21 protein-coding genes are annotated in these 21,587 nt (G+C 64.6%); 14 read left to right on the top strand and 7 right to left on the bottom strand.

Features of this window, described 5'->3' with window-relative positions; all coding sequences use genetic code 11:
• Positions 1-28: 28 nt before the first annotated feature.
• Positions 29-1,012 (bottom strand): alpha/beta hydrolase, encoded by a 984-nt coding sequence (locus RT131_RS10955; RefSeq protein ID WP_313172845.1) that lies wholly within the window; start codon positions 1,010-1,012, stop codon positions 29-31.
• 140 nt (positions 1,013-1,152) lie between these two features.
• Between RT131_RS10955 and RT131_RS10950 the strand changes: the two genes are divergently transcribed.
• The 9 genes from RT131_RS10950 (at position 1,153) to RT131_RS10910 (ending at position 11,129) form a co-directional block, all read left to right on the top strand.
• A complete protein-coding gene (locus RT131_RS10950; protein WP_313172844.1) occupies positions 1,153-1,980 on the top strand; it encodes a 2-keto-4-pentenoate hydratase in 828 nt (275 codons plus the stop codon).
• A gap of 37 nt (positions 1,981-2,017) precedes the next feature.
• Entirely contained in the window at positions 2,018-3,022 is a 1,005-nt protein-coding gene (locus RT131_RS10945; RefSeq protein ID WP_313172843.1) for a TRAP transporter substrate-binding protein, read from the top strand.
• A 13-nt stretch (positions 3,023-3,035) separates the two neighbouring features.
• On the top strand, positions 3,036-3,572 hold the full coding sequence (locus RT131_RS10940) for a TRAP transporter small permease (RefSeq protein ID WP_313172842.1): 537 nt from the start codon (positions 3,036-3,038) through the stop codon (positions 3,570-3,572).
• 3 nt (positions 3,573-3,575) lie between these two features.
• Complete coding sequence (locus RT131_RS10935; RefSeq protein ID WP_313172841.1) at positions 3,576-4,859, top strand: TRAP transporter large permease; 1,284 nt, start codon at positions 3,576-3,578, stop codon at positions 4,857-4,859.
• An 82-nt stretch (positions 4,860-4,941) separates the two neighbouring features.
• Positions 4,942-6,525, top strand: a complete 1,584-nt coding sequence (locus tag RT131_RS10930) for a family 43 glycosylhydrolase (protein WP_313172840.1) — start codon at positions 4,942-4,944, stop codon at positions 6,523-6,525.
• 42 nt (positions 6,526-6,567) lie between these two features.
• Positions 6,568-7,626 carry a LacI family DNA-binding transcriptional regulator gene (locus tag RT131_RS10925; RefSeq protein WP_313172863.1) on the top strand — a complete coding sequence of 353 codons (1,059 nt, stop codon included), beginning with the start codon at positions 6,568-6,570 and terminating at the stop codon, positions 7,624-7,626.
• 219 nt (positions 7,627-7,845) lie between these two features.
• A complete protein-coding gene (gene kduD / locus RT131_RS10920; RefSeq protein WP_313172839.1) occupies positions 7,846-8,601 on the top strand; it encodes a 2-dehydro-3-deoxy-D-gluconate 5-dehydrogenase KduD in 756 nt (251 codons plus the stop codon).
• A gap of 424 nt (positions 8,602-9,025) precedes the next feature.
• Positions 9,026-9,664: an RpiB/LacA/LacB family sugar-phosphate isomerase gene (locus RT131_RS10915; RefSeq protein ID WP_312368917.1), complete on the top strand. Its 639-nt coding sequence runs from the start codon at positions 9,026-9,028 to the stop codon at positions 9,662-9,664.
• A 277-nt stretch (positions 9,665-9,941) separates the two neighbouring features.
• Positions 9,942-11,129, top strand: a complete 1,188-nt coding sequence (locus tag RT131_RS10910) for a GDSL-type esterase/lipase family protein (protein ID WP_313172838.1) — start codon at positions 9,942-9,944, stop codon at positions 11,127-11,129.
• Positions 11,130-11,159: 30 nt separating this feature from the next.
• Here the strand turns inward: RT131_RS10910 and RT131_RS10905 are convergent, their stop codons facing one another.
• Both RT131_RS10905 and RT131_RS10900 read right to left on the bottom strand, forming a co-directional pair.
• The gene (locus tag RT131_RS10905) at positions 11,160-11,687 is read right to left on the bottom strand and encodes a hypothetical protein (protein WP_313172837.1); all 528 of its coding nucleotides are present in this window, start codon (positions 11,685-11,687) and stop codon (positions 11,160-11,162) included.
• A gap of 81 nt (positions 11,688-11,768) precedes the next feature.
• Positions 11,769-12,698 carry a LysR family transcriptional regulator gene (locus tag RT131_RS10900; RefSeq protein WP_313172836.1) on the bottom strand — a complete coding sequence of 310 codons (930 nt, stop codon included), beginning with the start codon at positions 12,696-12,698 and terminating at the stop codon, positions 11,769-11,771.
• A 137-nt stretch (positions 12,699-12,835) separates the two neighbouring features.
• Between RT131_RS10900 and RT131_RS10895 the strand changes: the two genes are divergently transcribed.
• The 5 genes from RT131_RS10895 to RT131_RS10875 all read left to right on the top strand — a co-directional run bounded on the left by RT131_RS10895 (position 12,836) and on the right by RT131_RS10875 (position 17,307).
• The gene (locus RT131_RS10895) at positions 12,836-13,546 is read left to right on the top strand and encodes a pirin family protein (RefSeq protein WP_313172835.1); all 711 of its coding nucleotides are present in this window, start codon (positions 12,836-12,838) and stop codon (positions 13,544-13,546) included.
• Between the two features lie 389 nt (positions 13,547-13,935).
• Entirely contained in the window at positions 13,936-14,316 is a 381-nt protein-coding gene (locus tag RT131_RS10890; RefSeq protein ID WP_313172834.1) for a copper resistance protein CopC, read from the top strand.
• A gap of 12 nt (positions 14,317-14,328) precedes the next feature.
• Positions 14,329-15,225 carry a copper homeostasis membrane protein CopD gene (gene copD / locus RT131_RS10885; RefSeq protein ID WP_313172833.1) on the top strand — a complete coding sequence of 299 codons (897 nt, stop codon included), beginning with the start codon at positions 14,329-14,331 and terminating at the stop codon, positions 15,223-15,225.
• Positions 15,226-15,250: 25 nt separating this feature from the next.
• Positions 15,251-15,943 carry a heavy metal response regulator transcription factor gene (locus RT131_RS10880; protein WP_313172832.1) on the top strand — a complete coding sequence of 231 codons (693 nt, stop codon included), beginning with the start codon at positions 15,251-15,253 and terminating at the stop codon, positions 15,941-15,943.
• Positions 15,940-17,307: a heavy metal sensor histidine kinase gene (locus RT131_RS10875; protein ID WP_313172831.1), complete on the top strand. Its 1,368-nt coding sequence runs from the start codon at positions 15,940-15,942 to the stop codon at positions 17,305-17,307. The genes RT131_RS10880 and RT131_RS10875 overlap by 4 nt, the downstream gene beginning before the upstream one ends.
• Before the next feature lie 18 nt (positions 17,308-17,325).
• Here RT131_RS10875 and RT131_RS10870 read toward each other — a convergent pair whose 3' ends face one another.
• The 4 genes from RT131_RS10870 to RT131_RS10855 are packed head-to-tail and all read right to left on the bottom strand — an operon-like array spanning position 17,326 to position 21,452.
• A complete protein-coding gene (locus RT131_RS10870; protein ID WP_313172830.1) occupies positions 17,326-17,985 on the bottom strand; it encodes a DUF2894 domain-containing protein in 660 nt (219 codons plus the stop codon).
• Positions 17,982-18,632: an OmpA family protein gene (locus tag RT131_RS10865; protein WP_313172829.1), complete on the bottom strand. Its 651-nt coding sequence runs from the start codon at positions 18,630-18,632 to the stop codon at positions 17,982-17,984. The genes RT131_RS10870 and RT131_RS10865 overlap by 4 nt, the downstream gene beginning before the upstream one ends.
• A gap of 5 nt (positions 18,633-18,637) precedes the next feature.
• Positions 18,638-20,725, bottom strand: a complete 2,088-nt coding sequence (locus tag RT131_RS10860; protein WP_313172828.1) for a DUF802 domain-containing protein — start codon at positions 20,723-20,725, stop codon at positions 18,638-18,640.
• A 10-nt stretch (positions 20,726-20,735) separates the two neighbouring features.
• Positions 20,736-21,452 (bottom strand): DUF3348 domain-containing protein, encoded by a 717-nt coding sequence (locus tag RT131_RS10855; protein ID WP_313172827.1) that lies wholly within the window; start codon positions 21,450-21,452, stop codon positions 20,736-20,738.
• Positions 21,453-21,587: the final 135 nt, after the last annotated feature.

Genomic DNA, 21,587 nt, shown 5'->3' with positions numbered 1-21,587 from the left:
CAACCCCTCTCCCGGAGGGAGAGGGGCTTTAGCGGCGGGGCTGTTGCGATGCCATCCAGCTCAGGGCCAGTTGTGGCCATGCCGCTGTTGTGAGGCCCGCTGTGCCGCGTGTGCCGAAACCGTGGCCGCCGTGCGGGAACAGATGCATTTCGCTGCTGATCTTTGCGCTGCGCAGGCTGTCGTAGAACAGCAGGCTGTTGCCTACCGGTACGACGTCGTCATCGGCAGCGTGCAGCAGGAAGCTTGGTGGTGTATCCGTGCGGACCTGCAGCTGCATCGAGTATTGCTGCAGCAGTTCGTCGATGGGCGCGCTGCCGAGCAGGCGGTCGCGTGAGCCTGCATGCACGTCGTCGCCGCGCATCGTGATGACCGGGTAGATCAGCAGCTGGAAGTCGGGGCGTGCGCTTTCCGCGTCGATTGCGTCGCTGTGTGGATAGACATTGCGGTCAAAGCCGTTTCCCAACCGCGCGGCCAGGTGGCCGCCGGCCGAGAAACCCATCGTGCCGATACGCTGCGGGTCCAGGCCCCAGTCCGTGGCGCGGTGACGGATCAGCCGCAGTGCACGCTGCGCATCGGCCAGCGCCGCTTCGCGGTCGGCACGGCCTTCGCCCGGCAGCCGGTAGCGCAACACGAACAGGGTCACGCCGCCCTGCTCCACCAGGGCGGGCACCAGTGCCGTGCCCTCCTTGTCCAGCACAACGCGTTGGTAGCCGCCGCCGGGGACCACCAGCAAGGCGCTGCCATTGGGCTTGGTCGGGCGATACGCCACCAGATAGGGCGCGCTGACATGGTCGATATAGCGGTCTGGCAACGCCGGATCGCTGCTGCGCTCGACGATGCGCTGCGCTTGCGCCAGCGGTTTGTCCCCCGGTGCCATACCCTGCGGCCATAGCGCGATACGGTCGGCCGACCCCGCTGCGGGTTCACCATCGGTGTTGGCCAACACGGTAGCGGGAAGCAGCCCAAAAAAAGTGGCGAAAGCCAGCTGCAGCAAAGGTTTCAGTCGAATCATGGGCGGTGCGGTCAGGTCTGGGCCGAGGGCGTGGTACAGCTTCTGGTGCGGTGCACATTGTCAGATGACACCGGTTTACCTTATACAGCCAGTCACAGCACTGTCGATGGGCAGTGCAGCAAAGTCACCAGGAGACGCACTTGAGCAACGACCAAGGCAGCCAGCCGCAGGCGCCAGCCGCGCTGGACGAGATTGCCCGCACCTTTGTGGAAGCACGCCGCGATGGCCGTTCGCTTCCGGATTTCCCCGGGACCATCCCGGACGATCTGGTCACTGCCTACCAGGTGCAGGACCTGGCGATCGGCCGCTGGGATGACAGCGTGGTCGGCTGGAAGGTCGGCTACATCGCCGCCGAGCGCCGCGACAGCTCCGGCGACGACCGCCTGCTCGGGCCGATCTTCAAACGCAATCTCTGGAATGCTACCGGTAGCATCGTGGAGATCCCCGTATTTGCAGCCGCAGGTGGCTTTGCCGCGGTGGAGGCCGAATACGTGCTGGAACTGCTCGCCGATGCCCCGGCCGACAAGCTCGACTGGACCCCGGAAGAAGCCGAAGCGCTGCCGGCCAGGCTCCATATCGGCGTGGAAGTGGCCAGCAGCCCGCTGAAGACCATCAATGTGCTCGGCCCGCGCGTGGTGGTTTGCGATTTCGGCAACAACAACGGCCTGGTACTGGGCGGCGAAGTGCCGAACTGGACCCGCTGCGACGAACCGGAGCTGCGTGCGCAGACCGAGATAGATGGCGTGGTGGTCGGCACCGGTGGCGCCACCACCCTGCCCGGCGGCCTGCGCGCGGCCTACGCCTTCGCGCTGTCGCGTTCGGCCAAGCGTGGTCGGCCGCTGAAGAAGGGCGAGCTGATCGCTACCGGCAATGCCACCGGCATCCACGACATAGCCGTGGGCCAACAAGCATTGATTCGCTTCGCCGGATACGGCGACATTTCCTGCAAGGCCGTGCCGGCCGGGTAATCCCGGCCGCCACGGTAGCAACGCGTTGGAGGGCGCTATGGTTACTCGAAGAGGCTTTCTCAAGACCGGCATGGGGGCATTGGCCATGCCGGTGCTCGCCGCCTGCTCTGGCGGTGGCAAGGGTGCGGCCGGCGGCAGTCAGCTGCTGACCGCCACCGATGTGCACGTGGCCGACTATCCGACGGTCACCGCAGTGAAGTGGATCGGCGAACAGCTGCTGCGCGAAACCGGTGGCCGCCTGGGTTTGAACCAGTTCCACTCCGGCCAGCTCGGCCGCGAGTCCGAGGCGATCGACATGGCCCGCTTCGGCGCCATCGACATCACCCGCGTCTATTCCGGCGCGCTCAACAACGCGTTCCCGCTGACCCGCGCGCTGTGCCTGCCGTATGTCTTCGACTCCGTCGAACATATGCGCCGCGCGCTCGATGGCGGTATCGCCGATGCGGTGCTGCAGGGCTTTGAGAGCCGCGAACTGGTCGGCCTGGCGGTCTACGACTCCGGTGCGCGCAGCTTCTACAACACCAAGCACCCGATCATCACCCCCAAGGACCTGCATGGCTTGAAGCTGCGCGTGGCCAGCTCGGACATCTTCCTGCAGCTGATGCGTCTATTCGGTGCCAACCCCACGCCGATGTCGCTGGGCGACACGTTCTCCGGCATGGAGACGCACATGATCGACGGCGCCGAGAACAACATGCGCAGCTTCCATTCCAGCCGTCATTTCGAGGCTGCGCATTACTGGTCGGAAAGCCAGCACTCGTACGCGCCGGACATCCTGCTGATGTCGCGCCGCAGCCTGGACGCGCTGACCCCGTCCGATCGTCGCCTGCTGATCGATCTGGCGCGGCAATCGGTGCAGGTGATGCGCACCGCCTGGGACGCATCCGAAGACAAGGCCCGCGAGGCGGTACTGGCTGCCGGTGTGAAGTCGAACGCGGTCGACATGCCGGCGTTCCGCGCCGCTGCCGAACCGCTGCTGCGTGACTACCTGCAGCAGGCCGATATCGCCGCGTTGCACCGTCGCATCCGCGACTTCGCCTGAGGGGGCCGTACCGATGTCTGATTCCAACGTACAAGCGGCGCCGGCAGGACTCCAGCGCGTGCTGGAAAAAGTTGCCGACGTGGTCATCTATATCGCTGTCGCCGCCCTGCTCGGGCTGGTGGTGGTGCAGGGCTGGCAGGTCTTCGCCCGCTATGTGATCAATGATTCGCCGAGCTGGACCGAGCCGGTCACGCTGTTGCTGCTGAGCACGACGATGAGCATGGGCGCGGCAGCCGGTGTGTATACCAACCGCCATTTCGGTTTCTTCCTGTTGGCCGAGCAGATGCACCCGCTGGTAAAGCGGGTCATCGATGCGCTGGTGCCGCTGATCGTCGGCACCATCGGTGGTTTCCTGGCGTGGTGGGGTTGGGTGTTGTGGCTGGATGGCCTGCACATCAAGACCGCCGGTGCCAACCTGCCGCAGAGCGTGAACTACCTGCCGCTGAGCATCGGTGGTGCGCTGATGGCGGTGTTCGCACTCAATCGCCTGCTGTTGTCGCTGCGCATTGGCGCCGGCACCGCTGCCAACGCTGCCGAAGGGGACCGCTGAGTCATGGGTATCGCAATTCTTTTCGCCGTATTCGGCGTGCTGTTGTTGATCGGCGTGCCAGTGGCCTATGCGCTTGCCGCTGCCGCGTTGGCCACACTGCTGTATCTGGATATTCCCAGCATCGTATTGGTGCAGCAGATCTCCGCCGGCACCGGCTCGGCTTCGCTGATCGCCATTCCGCTTTTCATCTTTGCCGGTGAAATCATGATGCGCGGCGGCATTTCCGAGCGCCTGATTTCGCTGGCCTCATCGCTGGTCGGGCGCCTGCGTGGTGGCCTGGGGCAGGTCTCGATCCTGTCCTCGCTGTTCTTCGGCGGTGTGTCGGGTTCGGCAATTGCCGACGTATCGGCGGTGGGCGGCACGATGATTCCGCAGATGGTCAAACGTGGTTATGACCGTGACTTCGCGGTCAACGTCAGCATCACCGCCGCACTGGTGGCGCTGCTGGTGCCGCCCTCGCATAACCTGATCCTGTTCTCGGCTGCGGCCGGCGGTGGCCTGTCCATTGCCGACCTGTTCGCCGCAGGCATCGTGCCGGCCTTGTTGATGACGGTGGTGCTGATGGTCACCGGCTATGTGGTCGCGCGTCGTCGTGGTTACGGCGTGGAAGCCTTCCCGGGCTGGCGCGCGGTGCTGCTGCGACTGGTTGCCGCCCTGCCCGGCCTCGGCCTGGTCGGCCTGATCTTCTTCGGTATCCGCGCCGGCATCTTCACCGCGGTGGAATCGGCTGCCATCGCCGTGGTCTACGCCTTGCTGGTGACCACCGTGCTGTACCGCCAGCTGCGCATCAAGGAGTTCTTCGAGACCGTCATCCATGCGGCGCGCAGCACCGGCGTGATCCTGTTCGTGATCGCCACCGCTGCGGTGTTCGGTTGGCTGCTGGCCTACCTGCAGGTGCCTGCGGCGGCGGTGGAGTTCCTGCAGTCGTTCGCCCACAGCAAGTACATGGTGCTGTTGATGATCGTGGTGATGCTGCTGTTGCTGGGCACCTTCATGGACCTGGCGCCGATGATCCTGATCTGCACGCCGATCTTCCTGCCGGTGGCCAAGGCCTATGGCATCGACCCGATCCACTTCGGCCTGGTGCTGGTGCTGACCGGTGGCCTCGGCCTGGTCACGCCGCCGGTGGGCTCGGTGCTGTTCATCGGTACCGCCATCGGCAAGATCAGCGTCGGCGAAAGCATGAAGACCATCTGGCCGTTCTGGATGGCCGGCCTGCTGGTGCTGTTGATCGTGACCTTCTTCCCCGAACTGTCGCTGTGGCTGCCGGCCCTGCTGCGTAGCTGATGCATGCACGCTGCGGACAGGTTCGCGCCTGTCCGCAGCCGTGGTTTGACGCTGGCGTATCCGCCGCGCCTTCAACCTGGAGATGTCGATGAACGTGACCCGTAGCCTGGCCGCGCTGGCCACCGCATGCCTGCTGGCCGCCGCGCCAGCCTGGGCTGCCGATGCACCGATCAGTCCCAAGCGTGGCATCGAGCACCAGCGCATGGCCGACCTGGGCAATGGCAGCTTCCTCAACCCGGTGCTGGCCGGCGATCACCCGGATCCATCGGTACTCAAGGACGGTGATGATTACTACCTCACCCTGTCCTCGTTCGATGCCTATCCCGGCCTGCCGATCTGGCACTCGCGCGACCTGGTCAACTGGCAGCCGCTGGGCCATGCCATCACCACCAACGTCGGCGCGATCTGGGCGCCGGACATCATCAGGCACGACGGCCGCTACTTCATCTACTTCCCGGCGCGCACCGGCGACTCGCGCAGCAACTTCGTGGTCTGGGCCGACGATATCAAGGGCCCGTGGAGCGAGCCGATCGACATCGGCCTGTCCGGCTACATCGACCCCGGCCACGCCGTGGGCGAGGACGGCAAGCGCTACCTGTTCCTGTCCGGTGGCGATTACGTGCAGATCAGCGATGACGGCCTGAGCGTGGTGGGCAAGCCCAGGCATGTCTATGACGGCTGGCGTTACCCGGAAAGCTGGGACGTGGAGTCCTATGCCCAGGAAGGTCCCAAGATCAGCCAGCGCAATGGCTGGTACTACATGACCACCGCGGTCGGCGGCACCGCCGGTCCGCCGACGGGGCACATGGTCATCACCGCACGCTCGCGCTCGATCCACGGGCCGTGGGAAAACGCACCCAACAACCCCATCACCCGCACCGTCGATCGCGCCGAGCCGTGGTGGTCGCGTGGCCATGCCACCCTGATCGAAGGCACCGATGGCCGCGGCTGGATGATGTACCACGGCTACGAGAACGGTTACTGGACGCTGGGCCGGCAGATGCTGCTGGAGCCGATCGAGTGGACCGACGACGGTTGGTTCGTGGCCAAGGGCGGCGATCTGGGCGCGCCGCTGGCCAAGCCGTCCGGTGAAGCGGTGCCGCATGGCATGGCGCTGTCCGATGACTTCAAGGGCGGCAAGCTCGGCCCGCAGTGGTCGTTCTTCAACCCGACCCGCGAGGAGTACCAGCGCCTGTCCTTCGACAAGGACGGCATGAGCCTGCAGGGCAAGGGCACGACCCCGCGTGACAGCTCACCGCTGACCGCGATTGCTGGCGACGTCGCCTATCAGTTTGAAGTGGAGATGGACATCGAGCCCGGTGCCTTCGCTGGCGCCCTGCTGTTCTACAGCGACCGCCTGTACGCTGGCGTGGGCAGCAATGGCGAGCAGTTCATCCTGCACCGCTATGGCGAGGAGCGCCCCACCCGGCCCCAGCCCAGTGCCACCGGCGGCAAGCTGTGGCTGCGGGTGAGCAACAACCGCCACATCCTCACCATCCACAGCTCCAAGGACGGCCGGACCTGGCAGAAATACCCTGTTCAGATGGAAGTCTCCGGCTACCATCACAATGTGGCGGGGAAATTCCTTGCGCTGAAGCCGGCCATCTACGCCGCCGGCAATGGCAAGGTCCACTTCCGCCAGTTCCGCTACCGCGCACTGGATTGAGCGCGGCCCGATAGAATGAATGTATTGAACGGTTTCAAGGACATCGCCTTGCGCAAGAAAGCCGACGCCGCCGCCACGTCCCAGTCACTGGGGCGGCCCGCCACCATCAACGACATCGCGCGGCTGTCGGGTGTTTCCAAGAAGACGGTCTCGCGGATCATCAACAACTCGCCGCTGGTGCGCAAAGACACCCGCGACAAGGTGGAAGCATTGATGCGCGAGGTCGGCTACACGCCCGACCCGCTGGCCCGCGGGCTGGCGTTCCGGCGCTCGTTCCTGATCGGCATGGTCTACGACAACCCCACCGCGCAATACGTGGTGGATATGCAGAACGGTGCATTGGATGCGCTGCGCGGCTCCAGCTTCGAGCTGGTGGTGCACCCCTGCGACACCCGCAGCCCCGGCTACATCGAGGGCGTGAAGCGCTTCGTGCAGCAGCAGAAGCTGCACGGCGTGATCCTGGTGCCGCGTGCATCGGAAGACCAGGCGCTGGCCGACATGCTGGACGAGATCGGCTGCCGCTTCACCCGCATCGCCTCGCTGCCGCTGGATGAAACCTCGCAGATGGTGATCACCCACGACCGTGACGGCGCCGCCGAAGCGGCCGATTACCTGCTGTCGCTGGGCCACCGCGACATCGCCCTGATCACCGGCCCCACCGCCTACCGCTCGGCCCATGAGCGCACCGCCGGCTTCCTTGAAGCCCTGGAGCGGCGTGGCATCGAACTGCCGCCGGCGCGCATCATCGAGGCCGGTTACACCTTCGAATCCGGTGTGGCCGCGGCCGAGAAGCTGCTGCTGGGCAAGCAGCGCCCCACCGCCATCTTCACCGGTAACGATGAAATGGCGGCCGGCGTCTACAAGGTGGCCATGCGCGCCGGCATCAACATCCCGCGCGAGTTGTCGGTGGTCGGTTACGACGACAGCCCGCTGGCATCGCGGCTGTGGCCATCGCTGACTTCGGTGCGCCGCAATACCCGTGACACCGGGAGAACAGCGGCCGCCATGCTGATCCAGCCGGAGGGCAAGAACGCCCTGCCCCTGGCCAGCGTGCGCCCGCATCTGATCGTGCGCGATTCCTGCCAGCCGCCGCAGGACTGAAGAAACCCAAGTTTTTGTTTTGAAAAGAAAACCGGATATCTTGCAGTGCAAAATGACACCGGTTTCCATAATTGGCTATCATCGCCCGGCAGGCCCGCACTGCAAACCTGGCGGGCCACTGGACAGATGTGTTGACCGGGCCCGACCCGGCGCCATCGCACCGCTGCGGCGCCAACCGCTGACAGCACCATCGAACTACCGCTCTGGGAGAGGAACAGCATGACGAATCCATTCAGTCTCGAAGGCAAGGTCGCCCTGGTAACCGGTGCCAATACCGGTCTGGGCCAGGGCATCGCGCTGGCGCTGGCCGCCGCCGGTGCCGACATTGCCGGCGCCGGCATCGTCCCGGCCGACGAGACCGCCGAGAAGGTGCGCGCGCTGGGCCGCCGCTTTCTCAACATCGAAGCCAACCTGATCAGCATCGAGCCGGTCGAGCGCGTGGTTGCCGAAACCATTGCCGGTCTGGGTCGCCTGGACATCCTGGTCAACAACGCCGGCCTGATCCGTCGTGCTGATGCCGTGGATTTCAGCGAGAAGGATTGGGATGACGTGATGAACGTCAACATCAAGTCCGCGTTCTTCATGAGCCAGGCCGCCGGCAAGCATTTCATTGCCCAGGGCAGCGGCAAGATCATCAACATCGCCTCGATGCTGTCCTTCCAGGGCGGCGTGCGGGTGCCGTCGTATACCGCTTCCAAGAGCGGCATCGCCGGCATCACCCGCCTGCTGGCCAATGAGTGGGCAGGCAAGGGTGTGACCATCAACGCCATCGCCCCGGGCTATATGGCCACCGACAACACCGCCCAGCTGCGTGCTGACGAAGACCGCAACAAGGCGATCCTGGACCGCATCCCGGCCGGCCGCTGGGGCAAGCCGGAAGACCTGGGCGGCACCGCGGTGTTCCTGGCCTCGAGCGCGTCGGATTATGTCAACGGCGCGATCATTCCGGTTGATGGTGGTTGGTTGGCGCGCTGAGGATTGAAGGTGGTGAGGCGCAGTTGAAAGGCTGTTAAGAAGCGTAAAGCTGAAGAGCCAGAAGCGCCCTCACCCCTACCCCTCTCCCGCAGGCGGGAGAGGGGAAAGCAAGAGCCAAGGCAGGAGCAGAAGCAACAGCCAAAGCCGAAGCCAAAGCCGAAGCCGAAGCCAAAGCCGAAGCCAAAGCCGAAGCCAAAGCCGAAGCCAAAGCAGAAGCAACAGCCGAAGCAGAAGCAAAGGCGGGCGCGACAGCGACAGTCACAGCGATAGCGAGCGCAGGCAGCCAAGCTGCAGTCGCGCGCAGCACAGATTTCCCTTCTCCCGCATGCGGGAGAAGGTGCCCCGAAGGGGCGGATGAGGGGAGCTTTTGCTTTTGCTTCCACCTCATCACCAACAACGTTTCCCCCTAATCGAGAGTCACGCAATGAAAATCGCATTGATGCAGGAGTTCAGCCAGGCCGCCAAGAACCCGGTGGTGCTGGAACAGCTCAACACCGTCGCCGCCCAGCAGGGCCACGACGTTTTCAACGTCGGCATGGACGGTGACAACGATCACCGCCTGACCTACATCCACCTGGGCATCTGCGCAGCGCTGCTGCTCAACGCCAAGGCCGTCGATTTCGTGGTGGCCGGCTGCGGCACCGGGCAGGGCGCGATGATGTCGCTCAATGCATGGCCGGGCGTGTTCTGCGGCTACTGCATCGAGCCAACCGACGCCTTCCTGTTCGCCCAGGTCAACAGCGGCAACGCGCTGGCCCTGCCGTTCGCCAAGGGCTTTGGCTGGGGTGCGGAAATCAACATCCGCTACATCTTCGAGAAGGCATTTGCCGGTGAGCGCGGCCAGGGTTACCCGGCCGAGCGCAAGGAATCGCAGATGGCCAATGCCGGCATCCTGGCGCAGGTGAAGCAGGGCGCCTCCAAGGACTTCGTCGAGGGCCTGAAGTCCATCGACCAGGAACTGGTGAAGCAGGCCGTTGGCGGCGAGCGCTTCCAGAAGGCGTTCTTCGACAATGCCAAGGACGACGCCATCGTCGCCTACGTGAAGAGCGTGCTGGGCAAGTAAGCCCACGCATGCGGTAGCGCCCTTGCGGGCAGACAAGGGCGCCTGCGGGCGCCTTTGTTGTTTGCGATTGATCGTGTGCCATCAGATCACGATGAAACCTGGATCCAGCCCTTCTCCCCTTGAGGGAGAAGGTGCCCGCAGGGCGGAAGAGGGGAGGCGTGCGCAGCACGCTTGCTTCTTGGCGGTGGAACTGATGAAAGCAGCGTTCTTCGATCGCTACCCCTCTCCCCAACCCCTCTCCCGCAAGGGGAGAGGGGCTATTGAGCAGAAGCAGCCCATGCAATTTCATGCATCCTTTCTAGTCGGCATTTTCGCGTTTGCATTTGCTTTCCAAGCCAAATGCCAAGCGCCAACCCACCGCATCTTCATAGCCGCAGACTCCACCGCAGCCAGCTACGGCCCTGAACGCGCGCCGCAGGCCGGCTGGGGCCAGGCGCTGCAAAGCTGGCTGGATGTGAGCCAATGGCAGGTACGCAACCATGCCGTCGGCGGTCGCAGCACCCGCAGCTTCATCAACGAAGGGCGGCTGGAGGCAATCGAAAAGGAACTGCAAGCAGGCGATGTACTGCTGATCCAGTTCGGTCACAACGATGCCAAGCGCGAGGATCCAACGCGTTACACCGATCCGGACAGCGACTATCCGCAATTCCTCTCGCGCTACATTGCTGCCGCGCGCGACAAGGGTGCAACACCGATCCTGATCACCCCGGTTGCGCGGCTGCTCTACGACTTCGGTGCGCTGCTGGATACACACGGCCGCTACACGCAGGCGATGAAGCAGGTGGCGAAACAGCACAATGTGCAGCTGATCGATCTCAACGCAAGCTCGATGGCGTGGATACGCGCGCTGGGCGAGCAGGGCGCCAAGCCCTACTTCATGTTCGTGCCCGAACAGAACAAGGCCGATGGCACCCATTTCAGCGTAGCCGGTGCAACTGCGGTTGCCTGCCAGGTGATGCGTGGCTGGGTCGAGATCGCACCGCAGATGAAAGCGACGCTGAAGCGTGATATCGATTGCGGCGCGATCAGCGCAGGGCAGGGCACTGCTGTCTCCACGCCAAGTGTCGCGGCACCGGCGGTTGCGGCACCGGTGCAGGATGCAGGCAATCCGCACGGCTCACAGGTCATCCGCGAGCAGGACATCGGTCGCCAGCAACCGGGCCCACACGGCGGCGCTGGACCGACCACTGCCTATTCGTTTTTTGCCGACGTAAGCGATCTGCCCTTCGTGATGCGCAAGCGCGTGCTGCACAAGGGCGCCGGCATCGGCCTGCATCCGCAGCACAAGGACGAGATCTACTACATCGTCAGCGGCCGCGGCCTGTATGTGCTTGATGGCAAGCAATACGAAGTCGGCCCCGGCCACGCCCTGCTTACCCGCAGTGGCAGCAGCCATGCCTTGCAGCAGACTGGCGAAGAAGACCTGGTGGTGATGCTGGCCTATCCAACCACGTCGGCTCGTTGAGCCTGCCCTGTATTGATGATGGCCGCGCGATCAGCGCGGCACCATGCCACGCAGCTGCATTCCTTGGACCATGCCTTCGATATCGCCGGATAGCAGCAGCTTCCAGCCATCCTGATAAGGTTTGAGGCTGATCACCTGCAGTTTGGAGAAGCTGACGGCGCCGATGGTGAAATTGGTGCGCGCGACCAGATGCACGGTTTCGCCCTCTGCGACCGACCCCAGGATATCCAACCGATCCACCACGACGCGTGCACCGTCCAACTGCGCTTCGCTCAAGCGCATCATCCGGCGCGCGAACTCGTCTGCCTGCATCTTGCGCAGCACATTACCCATGCCATGCGCGGGGTCATCTTCGGGTATCGCGTCGTATACCGGCTGCAACATGTCCTTGAGGCGCTTCTGCTCATCCGGATGGAAGAAATCCGCGCCGGCCTCCATCCCGTTGGCATTGATGGCCGCGATATAGGCGCGGGCAACGGATTCGGGAGTATCGCTGGCTTGTACGGCAGGACTGGCAAGGAGCAGGGACAGCAGCAGGACGTTGAACAGATGTTTCATGGACAGGAAAGAAAGTCTGGCGCGCGGGAATGCACGCACGGATTGTAGAGGTGCCGCATGTTGTGTGCGGACTGCGCAGGGTCAGTGTGATACAGGAAGGCGGGCTGCCCATGGTTCCTGTTCCAGCTGCTGCGCCAGGTAGTCGATCAGGGCCTGCACCCGTGCCGGCCGATGCAGGCCGGGTGGGGTGATGATACTCAGCGCCAGCGGCTCCACTTTCCAATCGTCCATCGCGGTCTGCAGCGTGCCGTCGCGCAGTTGCTCCCAGACCAGGAACTCCGGCTGCAGGGCCAGCCCCAAGCCGGCCTGCAGGGCGGCATCGAATACTTCGGCGTTATTGGCCTGCAGCTGGCGCGGCACGGTCTGCGCGAACTCGCCATGGCGCGGGTGGCGGAAGCGCCAGGTATTGCCGCTGCGGGTATAGCTGTATTGGAAACCGCGGTGCTGGACCAGATCACGCGGATGGTTGGGACGCCCGTGGGCCTCGAAGTAGGCTGGCGACCCGACCAGCAGGATGCGTACCTGGCATAGCTGGCGTGCGCGCAGGCTGGAGTCGGCCAAGGTGGAAATGCGCAGCGCCATGTCGAAGCGCTCGGCCACCAGATCCACCATCTGGTCGCTGAGCTGGATGTCCAGCTCCACGTCCGGATGTGCCTGCATGAAGGCCGGCAGCAGCGGTGCCAGCCGCGATACCCCGAACGACATCGGTGCCGCCAGCCGGATCAGGCCGCGCAGCGCCGCCGAACGATCGGCTACTTCGGCCTCCACCGCCTCGCCCTCGTCGAGGATGCGCGCTGCCCGCTCCAGCGCCGCTTCACCGGCCGCGGTCAGCGACATGCGTCGCGAGGTGCGGTGGAACAGGCTGGTGCCGATGCGCGTCTCCAGCCGGGTGATGGCCTTGGAAACAGTGGCCTGCGACAACTGCAGCTCTTCGGCGGCGCGGGCGAAGGAGCCGGCTTCGGCTACCTTGGCGAAGATCGCCCAGGCTTCCAGGTCAGGCAGACGGTTCATGGCGGCGGCTCGCGGGGCGGGGTAGGGAGATCATGTCATAAATGGAAAGAATGCTTTTCCATACTTTCTATTCTCGATGTTGAGGTGCAGGCCTAGACTTTCTCCCATCGAAACCCCACCGCTTTCAGGAGAACGCCATGATTGAACGTCGCCCATTTGCCAGCCTTGGTGGAGCCAATCACGGCTGGCTCGATGCCAAGCACCACTTTTCGTTTGCCGAGTACCAAGACAACAAGCGCATGAACTGGGGCACGATGCGGGTCTGGAATGACGACACCATCCAGCCTGGCACCGGCTTCCCGCCGCATCCGCATGCCGAGATGGAAATCATCACCTACGTCCGCGAAGGTGCCATCAGCCACAAGGACGACCAGGGCAACCAGGGCCGTACCGAAGCAGGTGACGTGCAGGTGATGAGTGCCGGCACCGGCATCCGCCACGCCGAATACAACCTGGAGGCCGGCGTCACCAGGATCTTCCAGATCTGGATCTTCCCGGACCAGCGCGGTGGCAAGCCGTCCTGGGGCAGCAAGCCCTTCCCCAAGGGCGAGCGTTCGGGCCGCTTCATCACCCTGGCCAGTGGCATGGAAGGTGACGACGATGCATTACCGATCCGCGCCAACGCCCGCGTGCTGGGCGCCACGCTGAAGGCCGGCGAGAGCACCGAGTATCACTTCACCGATGCCAACCGTTACGGCTACCTGGTGCCGAACACCGGCAAGGTCGACGTCAGTGGCGTGCTGCTGGAAGCGCGCGATGGCGCTGCCATCAGCGGCGAGACCAGCATCCGCATCACCGCGTTGGAAGACTCCGAGCTGGTGTTGGTGGATACCCCCGCGCTGAAGTAAGCAAAACCGGGGTCAGAGTCGGGTTATGTATCTCTACCCGATCAAGCTCTCGTAGACGACAAAGGCGGGATATCCGCCAATGCTGTTCCCTTGAGCATTTGAGCAACCCAGGATCCGACGCCAGACCTCTGGTGTCGGATTTTTTGTAGGAGCGGCGTAAGCCGCGAAGCAAGAAGATCATCAGATGACACAGCTGCCAAAGGTTTGAGCATCGTCAGCTTCGCGGCTTACGCCGCTCCTGCAGTTCCTGCAGCAAATGCCAGGCTGGTGGCCTCTCCTGCTCCGCCTGTGGGTTCTGCACGGCGTTCCTGACAGTTTCGTAATCTCCAGGTCAGGCCGATGACAGCTGCGCGCGCCTAGCCTGAGCACCTCTCCTGCAGGTGCCGGTCATGTCATCACTTCGTCGTTTTTCTCTCTCCACTGCCACCGTGCTGCTGGCTGGCTTCCTCTTGTCGGCCACGGCGATGGCGCATCCGCGTGTGCTGGGCTCCAGCCCTGCTGCCAACGCTGCGGTTGCCGCGCCAACGCAGATCGATGTGACCTTCAGCGAAGCTCTGCTGGCACGCGGAACGCGCGCCGAGTTGTTCATGGGCCATGGTCGCTTGTGGATGAAGGTGGCAGTGGCGCCCGCGCAGGTACTTGCCGACGGCCGCACCCTGCGCACCGTGCCCACTGCACCCTTGGTACCGGGCAACTACCGCCTGCAGTGGCGCACGGTGGGATCGGACAGCCACCCGATGAGTGGCGAGATCGATTTCAGCGTCAAGTAAGCAGGCTGGAAGATGTCCGAGTCCTTTGTTTATGCGCTGCGCTTGCTGCTGTATGTGGATCTGATGCTGCTGTTCGGCGTGCCGCTGTTCGCGCGTAGTCAGCGCTTGGCACCGCTGCTGGGCTGGTGCAGCTGGGGCCTGCTGCTGGCCATCGTTGGTCTTGTCGTGGTGTTGCTGGACGCGACTTTGCGCGTATCCACCTTGCTCGACATCGCACCGGATGCACTGGGGGTAGATGATCTGGCCTGGTTCATCGGTGCCACCACCGCCGGACGCGCCGCGCTGGTACGCGGCGCGGTGCTGGCCTTGCTGCTGCTCCTGTTGCTGCCACGGCGGCAGCACGCGCGTCAGCTGCTGCCACAGACCGCATTGGCCGCCATCGCGCTGGCCAGTCTTGCCTGGAACGGTCATGCCGGTGCCGGCGACTATCTGCAGGGCTGGCCGCGCTTGTCGGCAGGCATCATCCACCTGCTTGCCGCCGGCGCGTGGCTGGGCGCCATTATGGCCTTGCTGGGCCTGCTAAGGCGCAGCCAGCAACAACCGTCAGGCGAACGCGCAGCGGCGCTGCTGGCCGGCCTGCGTGGTTTCGCGCTGCCCGGTACGATCATCGTCGCGGCGCTGGCCATTACCGGCAGCATCAGCTACATCGACCTGGGCGGTAGCTTGGCCAGTCTGACCGGCACCACCCATGGGCGCTGGTTATCGTTCAAGCTGTTGCTGGTTGCCGGCATGCTGCTGTTGGCAGCCTTGCACCGCTGGCGACTGGTGCCAGCCCTGGCTGCCGCCTTGCAGACCCGAGCAGTGCATCCGTTGCGGGCACTACGCCGCAGCCTAGCGCTGGAAGCATTGCTGGCGCTGCTGGTGCTGGCATGTGTCGCCGTACTGGGTACGCTTGACCCCACCGCCTGAGCCAGCGCTGCTTCTAGGACCTGCAATGAAGTTGTTGATCGTCGAAGACGAGCCCAAGACCGGTAGCTATCTGCGCCAGGGACTGGAGGAGGCCGGCTATGTGGTGGATCTGGTCGCCGACGGCGTGGACGGATTGCATCTGGCCAGCAGCGGCGACTATCAACTGCTGATCCTGGACGTGATGTTGCCGGGCATGGATGGCTGGAGCGTGCTGGCGCGGCTGCGTGATGCCGGCAATCCGTTGCCGGTGCTGTTCCTGACCGCGCGCAGCAGCATTCCTGATCGCGTGCAGGGCCTGGAACTCGGTGCAGATGACTACCTGGTCAAGCCCTTCGCCTTCGTCGAACTGCTGGCACGCGTGCGCACCCTGCTGCGTCGCGGCCAGGTGCAGCCGCAGGCAGAGCGCATCGTCATCGCCGATCTGGTGGTGGACACCCTGCGTCGCCGCGTGCAGCGCGGCGAGCGCCGCATCCAGCTCAGCCAGAAGGAGTACGCCTTGCTGGAACTGCTGGCGCGGCGCCGTGGTGAAGTGTTGCCGCGCTCGCTGATCGCATCGCAGGTGTGGGACATGAACTTCGACAGCGACACCAATGTCATCGATGTCGCGGTACGCCGGCTGCGGGCCAAGATCGACGACGATTTCGCTGACAAGCTCATCGTCACCGTGCGCGGCATGGGTTATGTGCTGGAAGCGCCAGCCGCCGGTGGCGATGCATGACGCGGCGACGCTCCACCGTCTGGCGACTGACCGCACTGCTGGCCACGATCAGTGTGTTGGTGATGGCGGTGCTCGGCATCGCCATCGACCAGGCGGTGCGGCACAACTTCAATGCCCTGGACCGGGCCGAGCTGGAGAACAAGGCGGCACTGATCAGCGATATGGCGGCGACCGTACCGCCGCAGGAGCTAGGTCAACGGCTCGGTGAAGCGTTGGGCCATCATCCGGATATCGCCTTCTGGATCGGTGATGCCGACGGCAACGCGCTGTTCTCCACCGCGCCACCAAGCCTGCTGGCCTATGCGCAGCAGCATCCGCCGACGGCGCAGCAGCGACAGCAGCTGTGGCGCCTGCCAGATGGCACCCGCTTCATCGTCCTGCATCTGCGCCAGATGCAGCAAGGTCGTCCATTGACCTTGTTGTTGGCGATCGACGGTGCGCGCCATGCGCCATTCCTGCGTGGTTTCCACCAGCTGCTTGCGGCCTGCATCATCTTGGCGGCGGTCGCCAGCAGCCTGCTCGGTGGCTACGTGGTGCGGCGCACGTTGCGGCCGCTGCAAAGCCTGGCCGATGAAGCCAGGCAGATCACCACCGAGCATCTGGACCGGCGCCTGTCGGTGGGCGCGGCACCAGCCGAACTAGATCACCTCGCGCAGACCTTGAACAGCATGCTGGCGCGGCTGCAGAACGATTTCGTTCGGTTGTCCGAGTTTTCTGCCGACCTCAGCCATGAGTTGCGCACGCCGATCACCAACCTGCTCACCCAGGTGCATGTGGTGCTGGCGCAGCCACGCGACAACGCCGCCTATCGCGATGCACTTGGCTCCTGCGCCGAGGAGATGCAGCGGCTATCGCGGATTGTGACGGACATGTTGTATCTGGCGCAGGCGGAAACGGTGGATGCGTTGCCAACCCGGGAACGGGTAGCGCTGGGCAGCCTGGTGGATGCGCTGCTGGAATTCTATGGCCTGCTGGCCGAAGACAAACAGGTGCAGCTGCAGCGCGACGGCGATGCCGATCTGCAGAGCAATCGTTTGATGATCCATCGTGCCGTTGCCAACCTGCTTTCCAATGCCATCCAGCATTGCCCGCCGGGCGGCGTGGTACAGATCCGCATCCGCAGCGGTGACGGAAGTTGCAGCATCGAGGTCAGCAATCCTGGTACGCCGATTCCTGCCGATGTATTGCCGCGCTTGTTCGATCGCTTCTACCGCGCGGATCGTTCGCGCGGGCGCGGCCATGGTGAGGGCGCAGGCCTGGGTCTGGCGATCACCCGCGCCATCGCCCAGGCGCATGGTGGGCAGGTGCAGGTGATCTCCACAACGCAAGCCACGGTGTTCAGTCTGCAGCTGCCGCTGGCATGAACGGCGCGTGTTGAAGCGCTAGGCCTTTTTGCGTTTGCCTGTGCTCGCGCGCGGAGGCTTGCGGGCGCTGGCCGCGCGGCCAGTGTTGCCTTGCGGACTGCTGGCGCCCAACGCTTCCATCCACGTCAGCACATCCACGTAGGCGATAAAGTGCTGCAAATACTCCGGCGACAGCTCCTGCATCAGCGCCATCGCGCGATAGGTCAGAACGCTGGAATTCAGTGGTCCGGCATCTTCTGGCAACGAGTCCAGACACTGACGCAGCAGGCTGTCGATGCGGATGCGGCTCCATAGCTGCTGGAACTCATCCAGTGCCGGCATCAACACTGCTTCGGTGCCTTCGCCGCTGTCGTTTTCGCCAGCAGGCGCGTCGGAGGTGCTCAACGGCAACTGGTATTGCAGCGGATCTGCCTCCAGCTGCAGCAGCAGTGATTGCAGAGGACTTTCGGTGCCAGACTTTGCTGCAGGCTTCGCAACTTCCGCGGCAACAAGCAATGCATACGCGTCGGTCAGCTGTGACAGGCGCGCATCCAGCTGCGCGCGCGCGCTGCCCGCATAGCGCTGTGCACGCTGCGCCAGCGCCGCGATCAATTCGAAACGTGTCGGATCGCAGCGATCAGCGCCGCTCTCGCGCCATGCCTGCAGCTGTGTCAGTGCTGCCGAGTCAGCGGACATCATTGCGCGGCATCGGCCTTGCCGTCCTGTTTGGGACGCGGGATAGGCGCGATCTCGACGCGGCGGTTCTTGGCGCGGCCAGCTTCGTCATCGTTGCTGCTGACTGGCTGCTCGGCGCCGAATGCAGCGGCAAATACCGATTGCGATGGCACGCCGTCGGCGATCAGGGTGCGGGTGACGGTGAGCGCACGCGCGGCCGATAGCTCCAGGTTGTCGGCGAAGCGGCCATTGACCACACGCACCGGCTGGTTGTCGGTGAAGCCGCTGACCATCAGGATTTCCTCGCGTGCGCCCAGATAGTCGCGCAACGGCGCGGCGATGCTCTGCAGCAGCTCACGGCCTTCCGGCTGCAGCTGGTCGGAGTTGAGCGCGAACAACACGCTGCCGCTGATGCCGATGCGACCATTGATGACGGTGACGCGGCCAGCCGCCAATGGCGCGGCCAGCGCCTGCTCCAGCGTCTTCAGTTTGGCGGTCTGTTCCTGGCGCTGTTTGACCTCTTCATCCAGGCGGTTGTGCAATAGCAGCTGGATGCCGATCACGCTGGCCAGGATAAGCACGAAGGCGCCGAGCAGCACCGACATCAGGTCGCCGAACGCGGCCCAGGTGGTGGCGCTGGATTCGGCGTCGAATTCGATTTCGTCGCTCATCGCGCTCAGGCTCCGGCGTTGTCGCGGGCTTCGGCCAGCTGCTGCAGCTCACCGATGATCTGCTTCTGCGAGAGCATGCTCAGGTCCACCACTTCGCGTGCCTGCGCGACGTAATAGGCCAGCTGCTCGTCGCTGCGGGCCAATGACTTGTCCAGCGCGCTTTCGATCAGTTGCAGGCGCTCGTTCAAGGCCGCGGTGGACTGGCCGAACAGCTGCACGGCGCTGCCGAAGGCATCGCCCAGGCTGGCCATCTCCACCGCGCTGGCGGTGACGTTGGCGGCGGCGTGGTCGAGCTTGCTGGCCTCGCTTTCAAGCTGGGTGCTGAATCGGCTGCCGACGCGTTCAAGCAGATCGGCCGAGGTGCTGACCAGTGCGTCGACTGCGCTGCGTTGCTCGGTCGATGCGTGGGTCACCGCGCCGAGCAGGGTTTCCAGGGTCGACAACAGGTGGCCGCGTTCTTCCAGCATGGCAGTGTCGCGGACCATGCTGTCGGACAGCTTCTGGCGCAGCTCGGCCACCACTTCGGCGGCGGCGCGCGGCGCCTCGGAGGCGGTCTGCACCAGGCGCGAGATCTCGGCGATGGTGTCGCGTGCCTGTGCCTGCTGCTGTTCGCTCATGGCCTGCGTGGTCTGCGCCAGGCTGTCGCAGATCTGCTGCTGGCGCTGCGCGACGGCTTCGCTATTGCGCTGCCAGCTGCTGTCCAACGTGCCGACCATTGCCGACAGCGACTGTGACCATTGGCCGAGACGCTGTTCGTCGCGTTCGACGAAAGCGTTCTGCAGTTGTTCGTGCGATTGCTGCAGCGAAGACAGCAGCGACTGCGCGTGCTGTTCAAACGCAGAAGAAGCCGCGAGCAAGGCCTGCTCATTGCGCTGCGCCAGTTCGTCATGCGCGTTGTGCTGCTGTGCCAGTGCATCACGCCAGGCATCGGCAGTGCGGCTGACGTTGTCTTCCATGCGCACGGCAACGCCGTCGATCAAGCTGTTGGAGCGCTGCTCGAAGGTGCTGCTGAACTGTGCAAGTGCCTGCTGCAGCTGTTCGGTCAGCGCACTGTTGCTGCGCTGCTGTTGCTCCAGTGCGCTGTTCCAGCTGCTGCCCGCAGTTGCGGCCGCACTCTGCACGGCGGCATTGATGCCTTCGAGCTGTTTGTGCACGGCGCTGTCGATGCTGGCGTGCAGGGCATTGGACTTGTCAGCCAGACCCGCCATGGTTGCATCAACGACGGGCTGCAGTGCGGCGCCAACCGCATTGGCCTGCTGGCTGATGCCGGCCTGCATCGATTGCTGCAGCGATGCCGCCAGCTGCGTATAGGCCGCTTCGGTGCGCTGGTGGAACTCCTGCTGGCTGGCCTGCAGGCGTTCGTTGTTGGCCTGGTGCTGCTGCTCCAGGTTGCCCATCATGGCCTGCAGGCGCTCGACCAGGGTCGGCATCAGCGCGTTCTGTTCCTGCAGCAGGCGGAAGGTCTCGCTGCGCTGGAAGCTCTGCGAATGCATGCGCAGCTGGCTGGCGATGCCGGAATCCAGTTCCTGCACGGCCTGCGCACGTTCGCGGCGCAGCAGGGCTGACAGCAGGCCGAGTGCGGCCGAGCTGGCGACACCGGCGATGGAGGTGCCGAAGGCAAAACCAAGCCCCTTGACCGGTGCGGCCAGCGAGCTGCGGATCGCATCGAGGTCGGTGGCACTTTCCAGCGCCAGGCCGGTGCCGCGCAGGGTGGCCATCATGCCGAGCAGGGTGCCGAGCATGCCCAGCAGCACCAGCAGGCCGACCAGATACGGGGTCAGCGCAGGTGCGGGCAGGCCGACGCGCTCGCCCTGTACGCGCAGGCGCACCGGACCACGCAGGCCTGGCTGCAGGCGGCCGAGCCAGCCGTCGAGGTTGTCTGCCGCTTCACCGATGGATGGCAAGGCCTGTTGCAAGGTGCTGGTGGCCTGGCGATAACGGAACAGTTCAAGCGCGCCGGCCAGATAGCAGGCGGCGATGATCGCGGCGACCACCGCCGCCAGCGGATGGGTGCCGGCATAGCCGATGCCGATCCAGCACACGGCCAACAGGCCAACAAGGAAGACAACGACTGCGACGAGGTTTCTGGACATGAGGTACGGATTACCGGGTGCGTAGCGCTGCAAGCAGGCCATCGATGGGGTGGAAACGGACATCCAGTTCGGCCAGCAGCGCGATGCGCAGGTCTTGCCGGAACGTGACCAGCCAAGGGCCGGTGGGTGCCACGGTGGAATCCGATGCGGCGGCATCGGCGGGGTCGTGCGCGGCTGCAGTGAGCAGCCGTTGGTAGTGCAGGCCGAGCAGCACCGGCACATGGGAAAGCAGGCTGTGTTCGCGCGGGCTGAGGGTGGCTTCCATCACCGCGTCGACTTCGGCCAGGCGTGCCTTGGCAGGGGATTGCCGCGCCAGCATGTCACGCAGGCGGCCGCGCAGGCGGCCGCTGACGGTCTGCATGGCCCGTTGCTGGTTCAGGTAATGCTGGCGGTAGGGGGCGAAGCCGGGCGGCAGCTCGGCGTCGGCAGATGCCGGGTTGCGTGGCGGGCTCAGGTCGATCTCGGCCTGGATGGCGTCCACCAGCTTGGTTCGCGCAGCTGTGTATTCGGCATCCTGCGCCGGATCGTAGGCGGCACCGGGTTCAGGCTCGGGCGGCGGGTTGTCCAGCGCCTTGGACAAGGTGATGGCACGGTTCCAGTCGAACCACTGCGCCAGCCGCTCCGGCACCGCAGGTGCCGCAGGGGATGCACCCTCGTCATTGAAGCGGGCCAGCAGGCGAATGAACGCCGGGCCCAGAACGGGCGCCCGTTCGGATGCTTTCGCCATGGTCCTGACTAAAAATTGGCCATTTTACATGCTGGCGCAAAGCGCGCCTTGGGCCGGGTATTCAGGCCTCGGCGGGCGGCACCGACGCAGGTGGCAGAACAGCCAGTGTCAGCAATGTTGTTGCGAATGGTTATT

The organism is Stenotrophomonas sp. (assembly GCF_032066555.1).
GTDB lineage: Bacteria > Pseudomonadota > Gammaproteobacteria > Xanthomonadales > Xanthomonadaceae > Stenotrophomonas.
The sequence above is the reverse complement of the archived record's forward strand: the minus strand, read 5'-3'. Positions and strand labels throughout refer to the sequence as shown.

Excerpts from the sequence above, each read along its gene's own strand:
- RT131_RS10955 (WP_313172845.1), bottom strand. The coding sequence starts at position 1,012 with ATGATTCGACTGAAACCTTTGCTGCAGCTGGCTTTCGCCACTTTTTTT.
- RT131_RS10945 (WP_313172843.1), top strand. The coding sequence starts at position 2,018 with ATGGTTACTCGAAGAGGCTTTCTCAAGACCGGCATGGGGGCATTGGCC.
- RT131_RS10940 (WP_313172842.1), top strand. The coding sequence starts at position 3,036 with ATGTCTGATTCCAACGTACAAGCGGCGCCGGCAGGACTCCAGCGCGTG.
- RT131_RS10935 (WP_313172841.1), top strand. The coding sequence starts at position 3,576 with ATGGGTATCGCAATTCTTTTCGCCGTATTCGGCGTGCTGTTGTTGATC.
- RT131_RS10930 (WP_313172840.1), top strand. The coding sequence starts at position 4,942 with ATGTCGATGAACGTGACCCGTAGCCTGGCCGCGCTGGCCACCGCATGC.
- kduD (WP_313172839.1), top strand. The coding sequence starts at position 7,846 with ATGACGAATCCATTCAGTCTCGAAGGCAAGGTCGCCCTGGTAACCGGT.
- RT131_RS10915 (WP_312368917.1), top strand. The coding sequence starts at position 9,026 with ATGAAAATCGCATTGATGCAGGAGTTCAGCCAGGCCGCCAAGAACCCG.
- RT131_RS10910 (WP_313172838.1), top strand. The coding sequence starts at position 9,942 with ATGCAATTTCATGCATCCTTTCTAGTCGGCATTTTCGCGTTTGCATTT.
- RT131_RS10905 (WP_313172837.1), bottom strand. The coding sequence starts at position 11,687 with ATGAAACATCTGTTCAACGTCCTGCTGCTGTCCCTGCTCCTTGCCAGT.
- RT131_RS10900 (WP_313172836.1), bottom strand. The coding sequence starts at position 12,698 with ATGAACCGTCTGCCTGACCTGGAAGCCTGGGCGATCTTCGCCAAGGTA.
- RT131_RS10895 (WP_313172835.1), top strand. The coding sequence starts at position 12,836 with ATGATTGAACGTCGCCCATTTGCCAGCCTTGGTGGAGCCAATCACGGC.
- RT131_RS10890 (WP_313172834.1), top strand. The coding sequence starts at position 13,936 with ATGTCATCACTTCGTCGTTTTTCTCTCTCCACTGCCACCGTGCTGCTG.
- copD (WP_313172833.1), top strand. The coding sequence starts at position 14,329 with ATGTCCGAGTCCTTTGTTTATGCGCTGCGCTTGCTGCTGTATGTGGAT.
- RT131_RS10880 (WP_313172832.1), top strand. The coding sequence starts at position 15,251 with ATGAAGTTGTTGATCGTCGAAGACGAGCCCAAGACCGGTAGCTATCTG.
- RT131_RS10875 (WP_313172831.1), top strand. The coding sequence starts at position 15,940 with ATGACGCGGCGACGCTCCACCGTCTGGCGACTGACCGCACTGCTGGCC.
- RT131_RS10870 (WP_313172830.1), bottom strand. The coding sequence starts at position 17,985 with ATGATGTCCGCTGACTCGGCAGCACTGACACAGCTGCAGGCATGGCGC.
- RT131_RS10865 (WP_313172829.1), bottom strand. The coding sequence starts at position 18,632 with ATGAGCGACGAAATCGAATTCGACGCCGAATCCAGCGCCACCACCTGG.
- RT131_RS10860 (WP_313172828.1), bottom strand. The coding sequence starts at position 20,725 with ATGTCCAGAAACCTCGTCGCAGTCGTTGTCTTCCTTGTTGGCCTGTTG.
- RT131_RS10855 (WP_313172827.1), bottom strand. The coding sequence starts at position 21,452 with ATGGCGAAAGCATCCGAACGGGCGCCCGTTCTGGGCCCGGCGTTCATT.